This is a genomic window from Enterococcus sp. AMC2644, from assembly GCF_058216475.1.
In genome coordinates this window covers 2,638,049-2,657,177 of record NZ_CM177095.1, presented here as the reverse complement: position 1 = coordinate 2,657,177, position 19,129 = coordinate 2,638,049, and the positions used below count along the sequence as shown (strand labels likewise).

General features: G+C 36.1%; 22 protein-coding genes. 4 read left to right on the top strand and 18 right to left on the bottom strand.

Annotated elements, in window-relative coordinates:
- Nucleotides 1–181: 181 nt before the first annotated feature.
- Together AC4BC5_RS12940 and argH are read left to right on the top strand one after the other, a co-directional pair.
- Nucleotides 182–1,384 carry an argininosuccinate synthase gene (locus AC4BC5_RS12940; protein WP_490495773.1) on the top strand — a complete coding sequence of 401 codons (1,203 nt, stop codon included), beginning with the start codon at nt 182–184 and terminating at the stop codon, nt 1,382–1,384.
- A gap of 14 nt (nt 1,385–1,398) precedes the next feature.
- A complete protein-coding gene (gene argH / locus AC4BC5_RS12935) occupies nt 1,399–2,769 on the top strand; it encodes an argininosuccinate lyase (protein ID WP_490495772.1) in 1,371 nt (456 codons plus the stop codon).
- Nucleotides 2,770–2,875: 106 nt separating this feature from the next.
- Here argH and AC4BC5_RS12930 read toward each other — a convergent pair whose 3' ends face one another.
- The 4 genes from AC4BC5_RS12930 to AC4BC5_RS12915 form a co-directional block, all read right to left on the bottom strand.
- Nucleotides 2,876–3,307, bottom strand: coding sequence for a hypothetical protein (locus tag AC4BC5_RS12930; RefSeq protein WP_490497553.1), 432 nt, complete (start codon nt 3,305–3,307; stop codon nt 2,876–2,878).
- 133 nt (nt 3,308–3,440) lie between these two features.
- A complete protein-coding gene (locus tag AC4BC5_RS12925) occupies nt 3,441–4,997 on the bottom strand; it encodes an IS1182 family transposase (RefSeq protein WP_490495735.1) in 1,557 nt (518 codons plus the stop codon).
- A gap of 162 nt (nt 4,998–5,159) precedes the next feature.
- The gene (locus AC4BC5_RS12920; RefSeq protein WP_490495771.1) at nt 5,160–5,849 is read right to left on the bottom strand and encodes an amino acid ABC transporter permease; all 690 of its coding nucleotides are present in this window, start codon (nt 5,847–5,849) and stop codon (nt 5,160–5,162) included.
- A gap of 14 nt (nt 5,850–5,863) precedes the next feature.
- Nucleotides 5,864–6,709, bottom strand: coding sequence for a transporter substrate-binding domain-containing protein (locus AC4BC5_RS12915; RefSeq protein ID WP_490495770.1), 846 nt, complete (start codon nt 6,707–6,709; stop codon nt 5,864–5,866).
- Nucleotides 6,710–6,887: 178 nt separating this feature from the next.
- Here AC4BC5_RS12915 and AC4BC5_RS12910 point away from each other — a divergent pair, with 178 nt between their 5' ends.
- Nucleotides 6,888–7,286, top strand: a complete 399-nt coding sequence (locus AC4BC5_RS12910) for a VOC family protein (RefSeq protein ID WP_490495769.1) — start codon at nt 6,888–6,890, stop codon at nt 7,284–7,286.
- A 40-nt stretch (nt 7,287–7,326) separates the two neighbouring features.
- Here AC4BC5_RS12910 and AC4BC5_RS12905 read toward each other — a convergent pair whose 3' ends face one another.
- From AC4BC5_RS12905 to fabT, 12 genes are all read right to left on the bottom strand, one after another.
- On the bottom strand, nt 7,327–7,851 hold the full coding sequence (locus tag AC4BC5_RS12905) for an acyl-CoA thioesterase (protein ID WP_490495768.1): 525 nt from the start codon (nt 7,849–7,851) through the stop codon (nt 7,327–7,329).
- Nucleotides 7,852–8,019: 168 nt separating this feature from the next.
- Nucleotides 8,020–8,805 (bottom strand): acetyl-CoA carboxylase carboxyl transferase subunit alpha, encoded by a 786-nt coding sequence (locus AC4BC5_RS12900; protein WP_490495767.1) that lies wholly within the window; start codon nt 8,803–8,805, stop codon nt 8,020–8,022.
- The gene (gene accD, locus AC4BC5_RS12895) at nt 8,805–9,671 is read right to left on the bottom strand and encodes an acetyl-CoA carboxylase, carboxyltransferase subunit beta (protein WP_490495766.1); all 867 of its coding nucleotides are present in this window, start codon (nt 9,669–9,671) and stop codon (nt 8,805–8,807) included. The genes AC4BC5_RS12900 and accD overlap by 1 nt, the downstream gene beginning before the upstream one ends.
- Nucleotides 9,672–9,682: 11 nt before the next feature.
- A complete protein-coding gene (locus AC4BC5_RS12890) occupies nt 9,683–11,047 on the bottom strand; it encodes an acetyl-CoA carboxylase biotin carboxylase subunit (RefSeq protein WP_490495765.1) in 1,365 nt (454 codons plus the stop codon).
- Between the two features lie 7 nt (nt 11,048–11,054).
- Nucleotides 11,055–11,474, bottom strand: a complete 420-nt coding sequence (gene fabZ, locus AC4BC5_RS12885) for a 3-hydroxyacyl-ACP dehydratase FabZ (RefSeq protein ID WP_490497552.1) — start codon at nt 11,472–11,474, stop codon at nt 11,055–11,057.
- An 11-nt stretch (nt 11,475–11,485) separates the two neighbouring features.
- Nucleotides 11,486–11,962, bottom strand: a complete 477-nt coding sequence (gene accB / locus AC4BC5_RS12880) for an acetyl-CoA carboxylase biotin carboxyl carrier protein (RefSeq protein WP_490495764.1) — start codon at nt 11,960–11,962, stop codon at nt 11,486–11,488.
- Nucleotides 11,963–11,964: 2 nt separating this feature from the next.
- Nucleotides 11,965–13,200 (bottom strand): beta-ketoacyl-ACP synthase II, encoded by a 1,236-nt coding sequence (gene fabF, locus AC4BC5_RS12875; protein WP_490495763.1) that lies wholly within the window; start codon nt 13,198–13,200, stop codon nt 11,965–11,967.
- Between the two features lie 15 nt (nt 13,201–13,215).
- Complete coding sequence (gene fabG / locus AC4BC5_RS12870; RefSeq protein WP_490495762.1) at nt 13,216–13,953, bottom strand: 3-oxoacyl-[acyl-carrier-protein] reductase; 738 nt, start codon at nt 13,951–13,953, stop codon at nt 13,216–13,218.
- A 9-nt stretch (nt 13,954–13,962) separates the two neighbouring features.
- Nucleotides 13,963–14,886 (bottom strand): ACP S-malonyltransferase, encoded by a 924-nt coding sequence (gene fabD, locus AC4BC5_RS12865; RefSeq protein ID WP_490495761.1) that lies wholly within the window; start codon nt 14,884–14,886, stop codon nt 13,963–13,965.
- A 116-nt stretch (nt 14,887–15,002) separates the two neighbouring features.
- Nucleotides 15,003–15,227, bottom strand: coding sequence for an acyl carrier protein (locus AC4BC5_RS12860; protein WP_207940189.1), 225 nt, complete (start codon nt 15,225–15,227; stop codon nt 15,003–15,005).
- A gap of 53 nt (nt 15,228–15,280) precedes the next feature.
- Complete coding sequence (locus AC4BC5_RS12855; protein WP_490495760.1) at nt 15,281–16,249, bottom strand: beta-ketoacyl-ACP synthase III; 969 nt, start codon at nt 16,247–16,249, stop codon at nt 15,281–15,283.
- 10 nt (nt 16,250–16,259) lie between these two features.
- Nucleotides 16,260–16,700 carry a fatty acid biosynthesis transcriptional regulator FabT gene (gene fabT / locus AC4BC5_RS12850; protein ID WP_490495759.1) on the bottom strand — a complete coding sequence of 147 codons (441 nt, stop codon included), beginning with the start codon at nt 16,698–16,700 and terminating at the stop codon, nt 16,260–16,262.
- 279 nt (nt 16,701–16,979) lie between these two features.
- Between fabT and AC4BC5_RS12845 the strand changes: the two genes are divergently transcribed.
- A complete protein-coding gene (locus AC4BC5_RS12845) occupies nt 16,980–17,882 on the top strand; it encodes a GIY-YIG nuclease family protein (RefSeq protein WP_490495758.1) in 903 nt (300 codons plus the stop codon).
- 34 nt (nt 17,883–17,916) lie between these two features.
- Here the strand turns inward: AC4BC5_RS12845 and AC4BC5_RS12840 are convergent, their stop codons facing one another.
- Entirely contained in the window at nt 17,917–18,147 is a 231-nt protein-coding gene (locus AC4BC5_RS12840) for a YkuJ family protein (RefSeq protein ID WP_490495757.1), read from the bottom strand.
- A gap of 86 nt (nt 18,148–18,233) precedes the next feature.
- Nucleotides 18,234–19,112 (bottom strand): NAD(P)-dependent oxidoreductase, encoded by an 879-nt coding sequence (locus tag AC4BC5_RS12835; RefSeq protein ID WP_490495756.1) that lies wholly within the window; start codon nt 19,110–19,112, stop codon nt 18,234–18,236.
- Nucleotides 19,113–19,129: the final 17 nt, after the last annotated feature.

Here is a 19,129-nt window from a genome sequence, read left to right as displayed (position 1 = left end):
TTAACATAAAATAGTAAAATTGCATAACTATTTTGCATATTTTGATTTCCAATTTATTTATAAATGTATATTTAACCTTTTTATTTACAAATATTGAATATTTATTCTGTTTTCTATTGCCTATTAGAATATTTTCTGATACTATAACGTCATCACATTAAAAGCGAGGTATTATATAAATATGAAAGAAAAGGTTATTTTAGCTTACTCTGGAGGATTAGACACCTCTGTTTCTGTAAAATGGTTGGTTGACGAAGGTTACGATGTTATCGCTTGTTGTTTAGACGTTGGTGAGGGACGCGATACAGAATCGATTCGCCAAAAAGCATTAACCGTTGGCGCAAGTGAATCTTACGCAATTGATGCTCGTGAAGAATTTGCACAAGATTTTGCATTAATTGCGTTACAAGGAAATACTTTTTATGAAAATTCTTACCCTTTAGTTTCTGCTTTATCACGTCCATTAATTTCAAAAAAATTAGTTGAATTAGCACATGAAACAAATGCTACAACTATCGCTCATGGCTGTACAGGTAAAGGAAATGACCAAGTTCGTTTTGAAGTTGCTATCGCTGCACTGGATCCGTCTTTAAAAGTTATTGCTCCAGTACGTGAATGGAAATGGTCACGTGAAGAGGAAATTGCCTACGCTCAAGAAAAAGGCGTGCCTATTCCAGCTGATTTGGACAATCCTTATTCAATTGACCAAAATTTATGGGGACGTGCCTGTGAATGCGGTGTATTAGAAGACCCTTGGGCAACACCTCCAAAAGGTGCCTATGAGTTGACAAAAGAATTAGAAGACACACCAGATCAAGCGGATATTGTGCAAATTACGTTTAAAAAAGGCGTACCTGTGGCATTAGATGGTAAAGAAATGAACTTATCTTCGCTTGTTGCAGAATTAAATCAATTAGCTGGAAACCATGGGATTGGTCGTATTGACCATATTGAAAATCGTTTAGTAGGTATTAAATCAAGAGAAGTTTATGAATGTCCAGGAGCAATGACTCTAATGACAGCTCATAAAGAACTAGAAGATTTAGTGTTCGTTCGCGAATTGGCTCATTTTAAACCAATTATTGAACAGCAACTAGCTCAAATAATTTATAATGGTTTATGGTTTAATCCTTTAACTGACGCACTAATCGCTTTCTTAAAAAGCACACAAGAATACGTTAATGGGGTCGTTCGTGTGAAACTTTTCAAAGGTAATATCATTTGTGAAGGTAGAAAATCAGAAAACAGTTTATATGATGAAAACTTAGCAACTTACACATCTGCAGATACATTTGACCAAGATGCTGCGGTTGGCTTTATCAAGCTTTGGGGCTTACCAAGTAAAGTACACGCAGAAATTCAAGCACAACAAAACAAAGCATAACGGAGGTTCACTACATGAAGAAACTTTGGGGTGGTCGCTTTGATGGGAAAAATGAAGATTGGATAGATGCGTTTGGCGCATCTATCTTCTTTGATCAAGCATTAGCCAAACAAGATATTTTAGGTAGTCTAGCACATGTAAAAATGCTTGTTCATACCAAGATACTTTCTCAAGAAGAAGGGCAACAAATTATTGATGGCTTAACAAGTATTCAACAAAAAGTTGCCAATGATGAATTGGATTATACTGTACAAAATGAAGATATTCATCTAAATATTGAATCCTTTTTACATGAAGAAATTGGACCCGTAGCCGGTAAATTGCATACTGCTCGTTCTAGAAATGACCAAGTTGCAACGGATATGCATCTTTATTTAAAAGAAAAAGTCCAAGATATTTCAGAAAAAATCCATGATTTACGTAAAGTGTTGGTCAATAAAGCAGAGGAAAATATTGAAACTATTATGCCTGGCTATACTCATCTTCAGCATGCACAACCTATTTCTTTTGCTCATCATTTACTGGCTTACTATCAGATGCTGACACGCGATCAAGAGCGTCTAACAGAAAATCTAAAAAGAATTGATTGCTCACCATTAGGAGCAGCCGCCCTAGCTGGAACAACTTTTCCAATTGATCGTGAATTTGCTGCTAAAGAACTGGGCTTTAGCGCTATTTATACAAATAGTTTAGATGCAGTAAGTGATCGTGATTTTATCTTAGAATTTTTAAGTAATTCTTCCATTTTAATGATGCATCTTTCTCGTTTTTGCGAAGAAATCATCCTATGGTGTAGTCACGAATTTCAATTTGTTCAATTATCCGATACTTTTTCAACAGGTAGCTCCATTATGCCTCAGAAAAAAAATCCTGATATGGCCGAACTAATTCGTGGAAAAACAGGACGCGTCTATGGTGATTTATTTGGTCTATTAACAGTAATGAAAGGTTTGCCACTTGCTTATAATAAAGATTTTCAAGAAGATAAAGAAGGCATGTTCGACACAGTAGAAACTGTCGAAAAAAGTTTGACTATCATGTCAGGGATGGTTGCTTCGATGCAAGTCAATCACCAGCATATGTTAGAGTCTACAGAAAAAGATTTTTCTAATGCCACTGAATTAGCTGACTACCTCGCAAACAAAGGTATTCCATTTAGAGAAGCTCATGAAATTGTTGGTAAATTAGTTTTTTCTTGTATTCAAAAAGGTATTTATCTTCAAGATATTTCGATTGAAGAATATCAAAACATTGTTCCAGCAATTGAAGAAGACTTATATGATAAACTAAGTTCTTATACCGCTGTCAAAAATCGTAATTCATTAGGTGGTACTGGTTTTACACAAATTCAGAAACAAATTGAGCAAGCTAAGCAACAACTATAAAAAAGCACACTAGACTTTGTGATATGCTCCCCTTATATAGAACTTTTATTTCTCAGGTTCCTATATAAAGTGGAGCATATTACTTTATTGTCTAGTGTGTATTTATCTATAATTTAAACTGTTCAATACTGATTTTTAATCGAGTCGCAATATCAGAAAGAGCTTTGGCAACATCTACAAATTCTTGCACCACTTCTGTCTGATGATTACTAGATTCTAAAATAATATCTGTGCTTTCAGAAACTTGATGAGATAAATCAGTCACATCTTCAATGACTACAACTAATTGTTCCATACTTTCTTTAATATTAGTTGTTTCGATAATTAAAGCTGCTGCTTCTTTAGCGCTACTTATTGCCTTTTTAAACAAACTGCTAAAAGAATCATTTGTTTGTTGAATATAATGTAATCCTTTTGCTACCGCCTGTTTACCTTGTTCTGATTTTTGTACTGAAGAAGACGATTCATCTTGAATTTTAGCAATCAATGAACCAATCTCTTGCGTTGCAGATTTTGTTTCTTCTGCTAGTTTTCTTATTTCATCATTTCTAAATTCAAATATAAAAATAAGGGCCTGTGACGTAAGTACGTCTCAATCCAAGTTATAAACCAGAATACCCACGAAAATTGAGTTTGATTTTCGTGGGTATTCTGGTTTTCTATGTATAGGGTTAGTTCTTTCTATTTAATGTGGCTAATTTCATCATATTAAGGGCCATCATCAAGATACCTGATTGCTTTCGAACCTTGTTTAGCCCTCGAACCGTATATCGAGTGAAACCCAAACAAGCCTTCATTTTTCCGAAGACTGTTTCGACATCTGTTTTTCTACGAGCATAGATCTTTCCTGTTTTTTCGTCAGAAAGCATCTCTCTTTGTTTGGCTTTGTGGTATTCCCAAGCTGGATTGACAAGAATTTTTCTTACATATCCTTTGGGTGTCAATGCTTCTGGAACTTCTCGTAAATAGTCATCCACTTTTTCAGCTTGATACTCTTTGAAATCTCGAACGAAACCGTCTTTATCTGTCCGTTGGCGATAGGCATGAAAATTGAAGCGAACACCTTTGGGATCACTATAATAATCTTCCTCTTCAAAATACGTCCAATTCATCACTTTCCGTTCGTCAGATTGCCATTTTTTACTTTGTTCTTTCAACATCGTGCCATACGGAATAAGCGCCGTGTGTTGTGGCAATTTATCTTCTAAATAGCGATAGTTACTCTCAGAACCATAACCGGCATCGGCGACAATATAATGAGAAGCTTGTTCGTCTAGCTTCATTTTTTCTAGAAAAGGCTTTAATGTTTTTGTATCTGTTGGGTTTTGAAAAACATCGTATCCCAAAACAAATTGTTTGCACGTAGCGATTTGAAGATTGTACGCTGGTTTCAGTTGTCCATTCATCATGTGATCTTCTTTCACTCGCATAAATGTTGCTTCTTTATCTGTTTTTGAATAACTGTTTCGGGCACCATAAATAGACATCTGTGTTTGATGTTCTGCCATTTTTTCTCGTCTTTCAGAAAGCTTACGTTTCTGGGTTTTTAGCGTCCGTCGTTGTTGTTTCGCAGGATTGGGAGAAATCTTGGCTGTTTCCTCGACTTCTTTCTCTAGGTCTTCTAAGCGCAACTCCATTCGTGTCAGAAGTTCATCTAATAAATCGAACGTCAGATTAGATCCTTCAGGAATATGTTTGACTTCATAGGCTTCTTGAAGTTCTGTCATTAAGGTCAGAATTTTTTCACGGTTCATTTGATCAAAACGAATCGTATTCTTCTTCCAAACAAAGCTAAATTTATTGGCATCCGCCAAGATTTTTGTCCCATCAATAAAAAGCACATCGTCAATCAGATTGCGTTCCCGAAGGTAGTGAACCAAAGAATCCAAACTTTTATTGGTCAGTTCTTCGACATCTTTTGAGACGCAAAAACGAGCAATCGTCCGATAGGAAGGTTCACTTTCTTGTGTCAACCAGCGGGCATAAATATTTTCTTCTGCCAATCGTTGAATTTTTCGACTGGTAAACGCCTCACGAGTGTACGCAAAAAGAACCAACTTTAACATCGCACGCAACTCATATTCTCGTGGGCGACCGAAAAGATACGGTTCATGAATCTGTAAAGATTCAACCAATTCGTTGATAAAACAAGCGACATGATTTTCTTTTGGAATAAATTCAGTTGATAGGTTTAAAGTTAGTTGATTTATGTTATAATTTGGGTACATTGTTTTTGTCCTTTCGAGGATAAGAATTTGGAAGTGCAAGGTCAGAGTTGTGCTTCCTTTTATTTTACCTTAAAAAGCGCCAGAAATGAACGATTACTCGTCATTTTTGGCGCTTTTTCATGGGACTTATGTCACAGGCCCTTATTACTTGTCACAGTTGATTTACCGTCGATATCCTTTTCCTAGTTTTTTCTCCCAAATTTTTAAGATTTGTGAAGTCGTAAAAGTCAAAATAAAGTAAATCGATGCAGCAACATAGAGTGGTTTCATCGGAATAAATGAAGAGGTGATGACAATTTGTGCACTATTCATCAGTTCGTAAATACCAATTGTTGAAAGCAAAGATGAATCTTTAATCAATACAATAAATTCATTACCTAATGGAGGTAGAATGTTACGCATTGCTTGTGGCAAAATAACGTAACGCATTGTTTGTGTTGGTCGTAATCCGAGCGATCCCGCTGCTTCTGACTGCCCAATTTCTACTGCATTAATTCCTGCCCGAACAATTTCTGCAACATAAGCACCCGAGTTCAAAGATAGCGCAATAATCCCCGGTAACAAACGACCAAAATCAATATCTAACACACCAATTGGTACTGTAGGTAAATTAAATACTTTATGCAATAAACCAATACTAATTAAAATTTGTACTAACATGGGGGTTCCACGAAAGACCTCAATATAGATATTTGCAAGCCAACGTAATGGTCGAACAGCAGAAAGTTTCATTAAGGCAAATACGACACCTAATATCGTCCCTAAGATGATTGTGATGAAAGAAATAATTAAGGTCACAATTGTCCCGGAAATAAAATAATTATAATACGTAGATAAAAAAGAGTAATCCATCTTATTCTCCCCTTCTACTTAGAGGCATTTTCATTTGCTAAATCTGTATTTTTTTGAACAAATTCAGCAATTTTCCCGTCGTCAATTAATGTTTGTAATGCTTCATTTAATGCTTCTTGTAATTCTGTGCTACCTTTTGGTAAAGCAATTGCGTATGCTTCATCTTCTGCCGTTTCTAAAGCCACATCAGCGATTGCTATATCATCGTTTTGTCCCACGTATGATTCTGCAACTGCACTTTCTGCAACTAAAGCATCAATTGAACCCTGTTTTAACTCAAGTACTAAACTAGGTACTTTAGGAACTGAAACAACCTGAGAATCTGGTAATTGATCTTTTACAATCGATTCTTGAATAGATCCTTTTTGTGCACCAACTTTCTTACCACTTAAATCACTAATTTCTTTGTATTTATCTAAATTATCTTTATGCACAACAACTTTTTGCTCTGGTAAGAAATAATTCATGGTAAAATCAATTGATTTTTTACGTTCTTCCGTAGCAGAGATTCCAGAAACAGCAATATCCACCTGACCTTGCTCCAAAGCAGCTAAAACAGCATTAAATTCCATATCAGAAAACTCAACTTTGGGAATTCCTAATTCTTTGGCTAAGGCATTCACCATATCAATATCTGCACCAACAATTGTATCTTTACCATTAATCATTGCATGAAACTCAAAAGGAGCAAAATCAGCAGATGTTCCTACTTTAAGGACTCCTGCCTCTTTAATTTCCTCTAATTGATTTGTTGCTTCAGAGGTTTTACTAGAATCTGAACCAGCTGTTTGACTACTACCACAAGCTGCCAAAGCAAACAAACCTATTACTATACTCGTTAAACCAACTATTTTTTTCATACTAATCACCCCTTTTAATATTTATACATATTTTTTGTTTTTTTCAACTATATATGCACTTTATCACATAATTAATAAAAAATAAACAACAAATATGCAATATTCGTTATTTTACTATATATTCTTGCAAATTTTTACTTTTCAAACGATAATAAAGAAAAGGATAGGAGGAATTTATATGTCTACAATGGTATTTGTCAATTTCCCTGTAAAAGATGTTGTTGCTGCTACTACTTTTTATGAAAAGTTGGGTTTTAAAAAAAATGAAGAGTTTTCAACTGAACAAACCAGCTCAATGGTTTGGGATGATAACTTTTGGATTATGTTATTAGATTATTCATTTTATCAATTGTTTATTAAAGATCGCACAATTGCAGATACAAAAACACAAAGTGCAACATTAATTGCCTTTTCCTTAAATAGCGCTGAAGAAGTCAAAAATTTTGGTAAAGTTGCTGAGGAAAATGGAGGTACTGTTTATAAAGTAGACATGGGCATTCCCGAAGACCAAATGTATGGATTAGAAGTACTTGATTTAGATGGAAACACACTTGAACCGACATGGATGCAAGTGTAAAAAATAAACCGAAATTCAAAAATTTGAATTTCGGTTTTTCTTATTCTGACCACGGTAAGTCAATCGATAATTGAGCAGCAAACTCTTTATACGCCCCACGTTCTGCTAAACGATTAGCACGACGCTGTTCGTAACCATCACAGACCATTTTTTCTTCGTCTGTTTCCGGAATTACTTTTGGAACAATAAAGTCCGTTTCTTCATTCATATGCGAAGGTACTGCAACAAATGTTGTAAAACAGGTTGCAGCTAGATAACGTTCGCCTGTCACTAAATCTTCACCAATTATTTTGACAAAAACTTCCATTGACCGATTGTGTGCTCCAGATACATAAGATTCAATACATACAGAGTGATTGTTATGTAATGGTTTTAAAAAGTTTAATTGATCTAATGATGCTGTTACTGCTCCTCTTCGGCAATGTCTAGTAACTGAAATAGACGCTGCATCATCAATCAAAGTCATCAACTTTCCACCAAATAAAAAACCAAACGGATTCAAATCAAACGGAAAGATACGATGTGTCTGAATAACCTTAGATAGTCGACAATAATTTTCTTGCAAATAAATCACCTCATCTGTATTTTAGCACAAACTTTCAAATAAAAATCAAGACTATGTCATAAAACTATTTACTCGTAAAAACATCCGAACTATAGAAAGTGTAATTATCGTTGCAAATTCACAGGAATTAGCAGCTCACACTCATTTAGTTCGGATGTCATCAGTTGTTTAATATTTTCTAAAACGTTGATAACGTGCTTCTAACAATTCTGGTAACTCTTTAGCCGATAATTCCTTTAGCTTACGAATCAAATCTGATTTCATACGATTCACAATTGCCGCTTCCGATAAAGGTTCTCCACGAAATGTTTCTGGAATCACACGCTCTACAATTCCTAGTTCTTTTAATTCTTGTGCAGTGATTTTCATTAGCTCAGCTGCTTCTTTCGCTCGACTACCATCTTTCCAAAGAATTGAAGCAAAACCTTCTGGAGATAAAACTGCATAAATTGAATGTTCCATCATCCAAACCTCATCACCTAATGCTAGTGCTAAAGCACCTCCACTACCGCCTTCACCTATAATAATTGCGATAATTGGTACGCTTAAATCAGACATTTCTAATAAATTACGGGCAATAGCTTCACCCTCGCCGCGTTCTTCTGCACCAATTCCACAAAAAGCACCTGCTGTATTAACAAAAGTAATTACAGGCCGCTGGAATTTTTCAGCTTGTTTCATCAAGCGTAAAGCTTTTCGGTATCCTTCTGGATGAGGTGAACCAAAATTACGCTTCAAATTTTCAGGTAAATTCCGCCCTTTCTGGATTCCGATAACCGTCACCGGTTTGTCATCTAATAAGGCAATACCGCCGACAACAGCTTCGTCATCTGCAAACAAACGGTCTCCATGAAATTCTTGATAATTGTCAAAGATGCGCTCAAAGTAGTCCAACGCCGTCAAACGCTCTTTTGCGCGTGCTAATTGAACAATTTCATGTGCTGGTCTACCCATTATTTACGCCATCCTTTCATCGTGTGTAGTTTTACCAAAGAATGAATGCGATCACGTAACTCTGTACGTTGTACAATTTGATCAACAAAACCGTGTTCTAATAGAAACTCAGCTTTCTGGAAATCCTCCGGTAATTCTTGCTTAATTGTTTGCTCAATCACGCGACGACCTGCAAAACCGATTAGGGCTTGTGGCTCAGCTAAAATAATATCGCCTTCCATTGCAAAACTTGCGGTTACACCACCAGTTGTAGGGTCAGTCAAAATTGTGAGATAAAACAATCCTTTGTTGCTATGGCGCTTAACTGCAGCTGAAATTTTTGCCATTTGCATTAATGAAAAAATACCTTCTTGCATTCTTGCACCACCTGAAGCTGTGAATAAAACAACAGGTAAATTTAATTCAGTTGCTTTTTCAAATAAACGAGTAATTTTTTCACCTACAACGGTTCCCATACTTCCCATGATAAAATGAGAATCCATGATACCTAAAGCAACTTCTTCACCTAAAATAGCTGCTCTACCAGTTAATACAGCTTCATGCAAATGCGTTTTTTCCCGCATTTGTTGAATTTTTTCTTTGTAATTTGGAAAGTTTAACGGATCTGTTGTTTCAATGTCCGTATCCCATTCTTCAAAACTTTTTTCGTCAATCGTCAAAGCAATTCGTTCCCAAGCTGTAATACGGAAATTATAACCACAATTAGGGCAGACTTTTGCTGCCCCAATTTCTTTGGTATAAAGGGTATGTTTACAACTTGGACATTTCGCCCACATATTATCTGGCACAGAAGGTTCATTGATTGGCGTTGTGTCTCGATTTGGATTAATCCGAATATAATCCTTTTTCTTCTTGAATAATGCCATAGATTTCCCTCCTAAACTTCAGGCGTCCAATTTGGTAAAAATTCTTCTTGTAAGAAAGCGGTACTGTAATCACCAGCAATCACTTTAGGATGACTAATTAAATCCAATTGAAATTCTGCATTAGTCACAACACCATCTGTTACCAATTCGCTTAATGCACGTTGCATTTTCATTAGTGCTTCAAAACGATTATCACCATAAACAATTACTTTTGCAATCATTGAATCATAATATGGAGGAATCGTATAGCCTGAATACATCGCACTATCAACACGTAATCCCATTCCACCACTTGGTAGTAATAAATTATGAATTTTACCCGGAGATGGTGCAAAATTCAAAGCAGGATTTTCAGCATTGATGCGGCATTCAATCGCATGCCCCTTTATCACGATATCTTCTTGTTTTAAGCCTAGTGTTTCACCACTAGCAATTTCCAATTGTTTTTTCACTAAATCTACGCCAGTAACCATTTCTGTAATAGGATGCTCTACTTGAATACGCGTATTCATTTCCATAAAATAAAACGAACCTGCTTCATCCATTAGAAATTCAATTGTTCCAGCATTTTGATAGTTTACAGCTTGTGCTGCTCGAACTGCAGCCATCCCTATTTCTTGACGTTTTTCAGCAGAAATAACGACAGAAGGTGATTCTTCTAAAACTTTTTGATTGTTACGTTGTAACGAACAATCACGCTCACCTAAATGAATAACATTTCCAAAACTATCACCTAAAATTTGTACTTCAATATGACGCGCTGGATATACTATTTTTTCAATGTACATATCATCGTTACCAAAAGCTGCTTTAGCTTCTTGTTGTGCAGATGAGAAATGTTGAGGCAATTCTTCTTTTGTCAAAACTTTACGAATTCCTTTACCACCACCGCCTGCAGCGGCTTTCAGCATTACAGGATAACCAATGTCCTCAGCAATTGTTAAGGCCTCTTCTACATCAGCTACTGCACCATCGCTTCCTGGAATAACTGGCACATTAGCTTCAATCATCAAACGACGCGCGTTGATTTTGTTTCCCATATCATCAATTGTTTTACTTTTCGGTCCAATAAAAACAATATTGCATTCTTCACACATTGAAGCAAAACGGCTATTTTCGGAAAGAAAACCAAAGCCTGGATGAATTGCTTCAGCTTTTGTTACAATCGCTGCACTTAAAATTTGTTGTACGTTCAAATAAGAATCAGACGCTTTTGCAGGACCAATACAGATGGCTTCATCCGCTAATTCAGCATGTAATGCATTTTTGTCTGCTTCTGAGTAAACTGCGACTGTTCGTACGCCTAATTCACGACAAGCACGAATGATACGTACCGCAATTTCTCCTCTATTTGCAATTAATATCTTTGAAAACATAAGTCACCTATCCAATCATGAAGGTTAATTCAGCTTCGGCAACTTTTTTGCCATCCACTTTCGCTACACCTTTACCAATTCCAGCAGAAGCTTTTACTTTGATAATCTCCACTTCTAGAATTAATGTATCTCCTGGTGTTACTTTTTTGCGGAATTTTGCTTTATCAATACCACCAAAATAAGCTGTTTTACCACGAAACTGCTCTAATGATAATAAAGCCACTGCGCCAGCTTGAGCCATCGCTTCAACAATTAAAACGCCTGGCATTACTGGTTCGTGAGGAAAATGACCTTGGAAAAACGGTTCATTGATTGTTACATTTTTCTTAGCAACTACACGCTCACCGTCAATTAATTCTTCGACACGATCAATCAACAACATCGGATAACGATGAGGGATAATTTCCTTGATTTCTTGAATATTCAATACAGTCATAATTAGCCTTCTTTCACTCGGAACAATGGTTGGTTAAATTCAACCACTTGTTCGTTTTCTACTAAAACTTCTACCACTTCACCTGAAATATCACTTGTAATTTCATTCATGACTTTCATCGCTTCAACAATACAAACAACTTCCCCTTTTTGCACACGCTCACCAACTTGTTTGAAGTTCGGTTTGTCTGGGCTCGGTTTTAAGTATACGACACCTACTAGTGGTGAAACAATTTCTGTTCCTGCAATTACTTCTGGCACTGGTGTAGTTTGTACCGGTTCAGAAACTGGTTGAGCAGGTGATTCAATCACTTGTGGCTGTTGTACAGGTGCTGCTTGCACTACTGGTACAGTATTTTGTGTGCGTGATACGCTATTTTTATTTAAATATAATTCAAAGTTGTTATCTTTTAGATTAAATTCAGTTAATGTGGATTGATCAAAAAGAGAAAGTAAATCCTTTAACTCATTTAGTTCCATCCTTATGCCTCCCAACGTTTCATCAAAATAACTGCATTATGACCACCAAATCCAAGTGAATTGCTCATCGCATAGGTTAATTCTGCAGGTTTGCTTTCATTAAGCACAACGTTTAAGTCAATCTCGGGATCTTGTTCTGTCACATTAATATTTGGTGGAATAAATTGGTGTTGCAACGCCAGTAATGTCGCTACTGCTTCCACACCACCAGCTGCACCTAATAAGTGACCAGTCATAGATTTAGTACTACTTACATACGTATCTTTGTAACTATCTCCTAATCCATAATGAATAGCAGTTGCTTCTGATACATCATTAGCAGGTGTACTTGTTCCATGCGCATTGATATAGCCAACTTCTGAAGGTTCAATACCAGCTTCTGACATTGCTAATTTCATTGCTTTACCTGCACCTGAGCCATCAGGATTTGGTGCAGTCATATGATAGGCATCACAATTCGCACCGTAACCTACAACTTCACCCAAAATGTTGGCACCACGTGCTAATGCGTGATCTAATGATTCTAATAATAATACCCCAGCACCTTCACCCATAACAAAACCACTACGATCTTTATCAAAAGGTGTTGACGCCTTATTTGGATCAGATTCAGTTGTTAATGCAGTTAATGAAGCAAACCCAGCAATACCAATCTCACAAATCGTTGCTTCTGAACCACCTGCTAGCATAACATCTGCATAGCCATGTTTAATATTACGGAATGCTTCTCCAACAGAATGTGTACCCGATGCACAAGCAGTTACCGTAGTCGTACAAATGCCTTTCGCCCCTACACGTAACGCAATATTTCCAGCAACCATATTTACGATTGACATGGGAACAAACATTGGCGAAACTCGTTTAGCTCCTTTAGCGTTCATTCGTGTCACTTGGTCTTGAATTGTAGGTAAACCACCGATACCTGAACCAACCATCACACCAAAACGGTCTGCGTCAATTGCTTTTGTATCTAGTTGTGCCATTTCAATCGCATCCAAAGCCGCATGAATACCATAAAGTGAAAATTCATCCATACGTTTTGTATCTTTTTTAATAAAATATTTGTCTAAAGGAAAATCTTTGACTTCCCCAGCAACCGAAATTCCTGTTGCTTCAGCGTCAAATTTAGTAATTGGACCAATACCATTGGTTCCTTCTTTTAAGCTTGTTAAGAATGATTCTGGATCATTTCCAATTGGTGAAACGACACCATATCCTGTTATTACTACTCGATTCATAAGTTTTCTCCTCTCTTAACCGTGCATGACCAATCCACCGTCAACATTTACTACTTGACCAGTGATATATGGGCTTTTTGCTAAGAAAATAGCAGTTTGAGCAACATCTTCTACATTTCCAAAGCGTTGTAATGGAATCGTTTGTGTTACTTGTTCTTTCACTTTATCAGATAAAACATCTGTCATGTCTGTTTGGATAAATCCAGGAGCAATCGCATTGCATGTAATGCCTCGAGGGGCTACTTCTCTAGCTACTGATTTGGTAAAACCAACTACCCCTGCTTTACTTGCTGCATAATTCGCTTGGCCTGCATTTCCCATCAATCCTGAAACACTTGAGAGATTGATAATTACACCTTCACGTTGTTTCAACATTTTTTTCATGACTTGTTGGGTCATGTTAAATGTACCAATCAAATTAATTTTTAAGACTTGTTCAAAATCATCTTCTGTCATACGAAGTAATAACTTATCATTAGTGATTCCTGCGTTATTGACTAATACATTCACCACACCAATTTTTTCTTCTGCTTCTTTAATCATGTCACCAGCATTTTTAAAATCTGAAATATCTCCAGAAACGCCTACACATTTCACACCAAATTCTTCAATAGAAGCAATTAATTCTTCTGAAATTTCACGACGCCCATTTAAAATAATATTTGCGCCTTCTTTGGCAAATGCTTTTGCGATGGCTAAACCAATGCCTCGCGTACTACCTGTAACAAAAACCGTTTTATCTTTTAATTCCATTTTTTCCTCCTAGGATAGTAATGCTTCTGTCTCTTGCAGTGTCGTAGCATCTTCTACACGAGACATCACTAATGTTTTGTCAATTTTTTTGATAAAACCTGAAAGAACTTTTCCTGGACCAATCTCAATCACACGCTCAATTCCCAATTCTTTTAATGTTGCTACGCTTTCAAAAAAACGAACAGGTGACATCACTTGACGTTCCAACAAGTCTTTAATTTCATTTTGTTGCATTACTTGAGCAGCCGTATTACTAATAACTGGCACAGCCATTTCATTAAAGACAGTGTCTTCTAGGGCAATTTTTAATTTTTCAGCTGCTGGTTTTAACAAAGCTGTATGGAATGGACCACTAACGTTTAATGGAATCATTCGCTTCACACCAGCTTCTTTTAATAACTCAATAGCTTGATCCACGGCTGCAACCTCTCCACCGATAACAATTTGTTGTGGCGTATTATAATTTGCTGGAGAGACAATTCCTAATTCACTTGCTTGTTTACAAGCATCCTCAATCACTTCAATTGGTGCATTCATAACGGCAACCATTTTACCTGTTCCTTGTGGCGCCGCAGTTGTCATATATGAACCACGTTTGGCAACTAAAGCAACTGCTGTTTTAAAGTCCAATGCTCCACTTGCAACTAGAGCTGTATATTCTCCTAGACTTAATCCAGCAACGGCATCGGCATGATAGCCTTTTTCTTCTAATAAACGCCAAAAAGCTACACTAACCGTTAAAATTGCTGGCTGAGTATACTCTGTTTGATTCAATCGTTCATTTTCTGTAAAACATAATTCTGCCATATCGTAGCCTAAGACTTCACTCGCTTCAGTAAATGTTTGACGAACAATCGCTTCTTGATTGAACAATTCTTGTCCCATGCCAACATATTGTGCACCTTGACCACTAAATAAAAAAGCTGTCTTCATGTTTCTCTCCTTTAAATTTCCGTTGATATTTGAGGATAAGTATTCGATTCATATCTACTCAACGTTGGATTTTCTACATAAAAGGAAAGGCTAGGCTTTTGGCCCAGCCTTAAAAATTAAGCTTGTTGTTGTTCTACGTATTTCACTAAGTCTTCAACAGTTTTAATTCCGTCTTCAACTTCAATTTTCACATCAAATTCGTCTTCAATTTCGTTAATGATTTGGAATAAATCTAAGCTATCTGCTTCTAAATCTTCTTGAATGTTTGTAGTTAATTTGATTTCTTCTTTATCTTTACCTAATTCTTCTGCTACGATTTCTTGAATTTTTTCGAATACCATGTTTATATTCCTCCAATTGTTTTGTACATTTTTAATTTTATATGACTACAGGTTTACAAAGTGAGCAACACGGTTCCCCACGTTAATCCACCACCAAAACCTGAAAGTACCACTTTTTGGTTGCTGCCTAATGTTAAGATTCCTGAGTTTATGGCTTCATCCAATAACAACGGTATCGTTGCGCCAGATGTATTGCCATATTTATCCATATTCTGTAAGAATTTTTCTCTAGGAACTTTAATTTTCCGCGCAATTTTATCTAATATACGCGAATTTGCTTGATGAAGTAAGAAATAATCAATTTCTTCTTTGTCTTCATCGACAAGCTCATCAATCGCTTTTGCTACATCACGTGTTGCAAAATCAAAAATGTCTCGTCCAGCCATTGTTAAACAAGAACTCTGACCTGTATTTACCGATCCATAAGGGCTATTAATTGCACGATAACCAGATGTCAAGGACATACCTCTTGTCCCATCTGCATGCAAACTTTCTTTTAAAAGGTGCTGTTGCTCAGTTACTTCTAATAAAACACCACCTGCTCCATCACCAAACAGTACCGCCGTTGAACGGTCCTGCCAGTCTAGAACTTTTGAAAGTACTTCACCGCCAATAATTAAGCCTTTTTTTGAACCCGTACGAATCATTTTTTCACCCATAGACAATGCGTATACGAAACCAGCACATGCCGCACTTAAATCAAACGCTAAAGCATTTGTCGCACCGATTGCACCTTGTACCATACATGCCACAGAAGGTGAATTGTAATCTGGGGACATTGTTGCAACAAGAATAAAATCTAAATCTTCTGGAGCTGTACCGCTTGTTTGTACTAATTGCTTAGCAACATGGATACATAGGTCAGAAGTATTCTCGTCTGTCGCAATATGTCGTGTTTTTATCCCTGTGCGAGAATAAATCCATTCATCGCTTGTGTCCATGATTTCTGCTAACTGATCATTCGTTACGATTTTTTCAGGAACGTAACTTGCTGTTGCAGTAATCTGTCCAAAATTTGTCATATACATACGCTCACTTATATTCTTGTAAGAATTGATGAAGATTATCCAACGCTCTCAATAAAGCATGTTGTTCATCTTCTTCCATGTTTATCAATATTTCCTTAATCATTTGACTATGAAAACGTTGATGAACACGATACAATAATTTCCCTTTTTTTGTCAACGATAATTTGACAACTCGTCGATCGTCTTCGCTACGAATTCTTTCAACGTAACCTTTTTTCACTAATCGATTAATCGCGATGGTCAATGTACCCACTGTAATTGAAAGTTCTTTTGCAACTTCAGAAGTTGTCTTTTTTTTGTACATACCAATCGCTTCGATTGTGTGCATTTCAGTAATCGAGAGATCATTGAATCGTGATTTTTTCAATTCTGATTCTTCAATTACTAAAATGTCATTAAAGACATCCACTAGTAAGCTATTTATTCTTTCAAAATCTGGTTTCATTGCTTCACCATCCGAATACTTTGATTATCAAATCATTTGACAATCAAACTATAATTCATATTTTTTAGAAAAGCAAGAGTATTTTCAGTTTTTTTTAAATTTCCATCTTATTTTCTGTAAATAAAAAAATATTCCTCTTCCAAATACTTTGATTTTCAAAACAATTTTACCATATTTATTAAAAAAAAACCTTAACAACTTTATTATTGCTTGTTTTAGTTTTATTTTTCTGCTATCTTCAAGACAAATCTTCTTATAGAAATGGCGTGAAATCAACTATTGGCTAATTTAAAAGAAAAAGTAAAGATTTTACCAACAACACCAGGAATTTATCTCATGAAAGACCAATACGATGAGATTATTTATGTTGGAAAAGCCAAAAATTTAAAACAGCGTGTGCGCTCTTATTTCCAAAAAAATAGCCAGCACTCCCGAAAAGTCCAGCGCATGGTTTTTAATATTCATGATTTTGACGTTATACAAGTTGATACTGAGCTAGATGCATTACTGCTAGAATGTCAATTGATACAAAAATATCATCCGCTGTATAATCAACAAATGAATCATTCGCTACGTTATAGTTATGTTACTGTTTCTTCATCCGGAATCGAAACAAATTCAGTGATTTCTGCAAACAGTTTGGGTCCTTTTCGACAATATAAGCAAATTCCCAAAGTGAGCCAAATTCTCAGTGAGATTTACCAAATGCCTTGGGTTAACCACATTACAAGGCATGCGCTCATCAAGCAATTACCAGAGATGCAAGATATGCCACTGTCTCAACGATTAGATGAAATAACGGCTTTTTTCCAAGGAAAAGAACAAGCATATCTTCCCTGGATGCAGCAACGAATTGCCTATTTATCAGAAGATTTACACTTCGAACTTGCTCAAGTTTTGATGGAACAGCTTAGCTTACTAAACTATTTTTTCTTACAAAACAAGGAATTGTTACATTTTTCACAACAAGAGCTACTCATTTTTTCACTTCCATTAACTGAGACTACTAAAAAATATTATCAAATTGTATTTGGGCAAATCTGCCATACACAAATCCTTTCACTGAACGAAGTATTTCAGCCGATAGAAAGCCAAATACAACCATTGTCTCTAACTAAAGCAACCATTGATCCGTTACTTATTTTAATGAATTATATGAAAAAGACATCTAAAAAGGGCTAGCTTCTCGCTTTTTCCTTTTTAGACGTCTTTTTTACTATTGAATTAAATCGTAAATTTCCATTGCAACAATATCAACATTATCAAATTGATACGGCTGACTAGATTCAGCTTCCGTTAATTCAAAGGTCTCTGTCGAGTTGTCATAAGTGACGATACATTTTTCCACGCCTTCTTTTTCAAAACGACGTACTTGTACCTCACTGTCTTGCGCTTCAATCATAGCTTCAAGACGTTTGATGATAGCGACTAATTGCGAACTTTTCATTCGTAGTCCCTCCCTTTTTTCATTTCTGTTACATTGTATCAAATGACTGAGCCACGTGCATTGTTTTTGCAAAATTTTTTTAAATTTTAAGATTTTTTCCCATCTTGCCACCAAAGTTTAATTAAAGCCTGTGTGCCATCTTCTCCATAACCAGCATTTTCTAGTTTTTCATAGAGTTGTTTAGCCAAAGTTGTACTTGGTAAATCGATTTCCATTTTATTCGCTTCATCTAAAGCAATTTTTAAATCTTTAACAAAATGTTTTACGAAAAAACCTGGAGAATAATTTTCTGCCAAAATACGTGGACTATAATTAATCATTGACCAATTGGCTGCACTTCCGCCAGCTAATGTATCCAACGTTTTGTTCAAATCTAATCCTGCTTGATTTGCATAAACCAGCATTTCTGTCATCCCGGTCATCGTACCAGCAATCATAATTTGATTGGCCATTTTAGCATGTTGACCTTTACCAGAATCACCATGTAACGTATAAGTTTTACCGAATTGTTGAAAAATAGGTAAGACTTTTTGATAAGCTGTTTCTGAACCACCTACCATAATTGTTAATGTGCCATTTTTTGCACCTAAATCACCGCCTGATACTGGCGCATCTAAGCTTTCTGCACCTCTCTCTTGAGCAGTTTGAGCAATTTTAACAGCTAAAGAAGGCGTGCTTGTTGTTAAATCAACAATAATTTTACCCTCAATATCTGTCGCAAAAATCCCCGTATCTTCATTATAATATGTTTCCTCAACATCTTGGGGATAGCCAACCATAGTAAAAATCAATTCACTTATTTCTGCTACTGCTTTTGGTGAGTCTTGCCACGTAGCACCTTTTGCTACTAGATCATCAGTTTTACTTTTTGTCCGATTATAGACAGTTACATCATGATCTGCAGCCATTAAATGTTCCACAATAGCATGTCCCATAACACCTGTTCCAATAAATCCAATTTTCATAGTGATTCCTCCTCAAA

Excerpts from the sequence above, each read along its gene's own strand:
- AC4BC5_RS12940 (WP_490495773.1), top strand. The coding sequence starts at position 182 with ATGAAAGAAAAGGTTATTTTAGCTTACTCTGGAGGATTAGACACCTCT.
- argH (WP_490495772.1), top strand. The coding sequence starts at position 1,399 with ATGAAGAAACTTTGGGGTGGTCGCTTTGATGGGAAAAATGAAGATTGG.
- AC4BC5_RS12925 (WP_490495735.1), bottom strand. The coding sequence starts at position 4,997 with ATGTACCCAAATTATAACATAAATCAACTAACTTTAAACCTATCAACT.
- AC4BC5_RS12920 (WP_490495771.1), bottom strand. The coding sequence starts at position 5,849 with ATGGATTACTCTTTTTTATCTACGTATTATAATTATTTTATTTCCGGG.
- AC4BC5_RS12915 (WP_490495770.1), bottom strand. The coding sequence starts at position 6,709 with ATGAAAAAAATAGTTGGTTTAACGAGTATAGTAATAGGTTTGTTTGCT.
- AC4BC5_RS12910 (WP_490495769.1), top strand. The coding sequence starts at position 6,888 with ATGTCTACAATGGTATTTGTCAATTTCCCTGTAAAAGATGTTGTTGCT.
- AC4BC5_RS12900 (WP_490495767.1), bottom strand. The coding sequence starts at position 8,805 with ATGGGTAGACCAGCACATGAAATTGTTCAATTAGCACGCGCAAAAGAG.
- accD (WP_490495766.1), bottom strand. The coding sequence starts at position 9,671 with ATGGCATTATTCAAGAAGAAAAAGGATTATATTCGGATTAATCCAAAT.
- AC4BC5_RS12890 (WP_490495765.1), bottom strand. The coding sequence starts at position 11,047 with ATGTTTTCAAAGATATTAATTGCAAATAGAGGAGAAATTGCGGTACGT.
- accB (WP_490495764.1), bottom strand. The coding sequence starts at position 11,962 with ATGGAACTAAATGAGTTAAAGGATTTACTTTCTCTTTTTGATCAATCC.
- fabF (WP_490495763.1), bottom strand. The coding sequence starts at position 13,200 with ATGAATCGAGTAGTAATAACAGGATATGGTGTCGTTTCACCAATTGGA.
- fabG (WP_490495762.1), bottom strand. The coding sequence starts at position 13,953 with ATGGAATTAAAAGATAAAACGGTTTTTGTTACAGGTAGTACGCGAGGC.
- fabD (WP_490495761.1), bottom strand. The coding sequence starts at position 14,886 with ATGAAGACAGCTTTTTTATTTAGTGGTCAAGGTGCACAATATGTTGGC.
- AC4BC5_RS12860 (WP_207940189.1), bottom strand. The coding sequence starts at position 15,227 with ATGGTATTCGAAAAAATTCAAGAAATCGTAGCAGAAGAATTAGGTAAA.
- AC4BC5_RS12855 (WP_490495760.1), bottom strand. The coding sequence starts at position 16,249 with ATGACAAATTTTGGACAGATTACTGCAACAGCAAGTTACGTTCCTGAA.
- fabT (WP_490495759.1), bottom strand. The coding sequence starts at position 16,700 with ATGAAACCAGATTTTGAAAGAATAAATAGCTTACTAGTGGATGTCTTT.
- AC4BC5_RS12840 (WP_490495757.1), bottom strand. The coding sequence starts at position 18,147 with ATGAAAAGTTCGCAATTAGTCGCTATCATCAAACGTCTTGAAGCTATG.
- AC4BC5_RS12835 (WP_490495756.1), bottom strand. The coding sequence starts at position 19,112 with ATGAAAATTGGATTTATTGGAACAGGTGTTATGGGACATGCTATTGTG.